Source organism: Salinimicrobium oceani, from assembly GCF_012037645.1.
Map to the genome: position 1 here is coordinate 1 of NZ_JAAVJR010001145.1, position 353 is coordinate 353.

1 protein-coding gene is annotated in these 353 nt (G+C 43.9%); it reads left to right on the top strand.

The window, feature by feature from the left end:
- Positions 1 to 353: sensor histidine kinase (locus HC175_RS21195; RefSeq protein WP_168139931.1), on the top strand; the 353-nt coding region annotated here is incomplete at both ends.

The following is a 353-nucleotide window of genomic DNA, read 5'->3' on the forward strand; positions in this document are numbered from 1 at the left end:
GGATTACATCCTGTTTTCAACAGAAAAAGATGAGATCATTGCCAAATTTGACCGCACCCAATTGATTCGTGTTGTTACCAATCTGGTGAAAAATGCTGTGCAGGCGGTGGATCAAAAAGAGCATCCTGCGGTACTGGTTACGGTTACCGAAGAAGAAGGTCGTGCCTGTTTAATAGTGTCAGATAATGGTGTAGGAATCACCGAAGAGAACAAGAGCCTGATCTTTGAACCCAAGTTTACCACTAAATCCAGCGGGATGGGTCTGGGGCTTGCCATGGTGAAAAACATTGTGGAGAGTTGCGGGGGAAGCATCGATTTCACATCGAAATTAAATAAAGGCACTATCTTTAAAG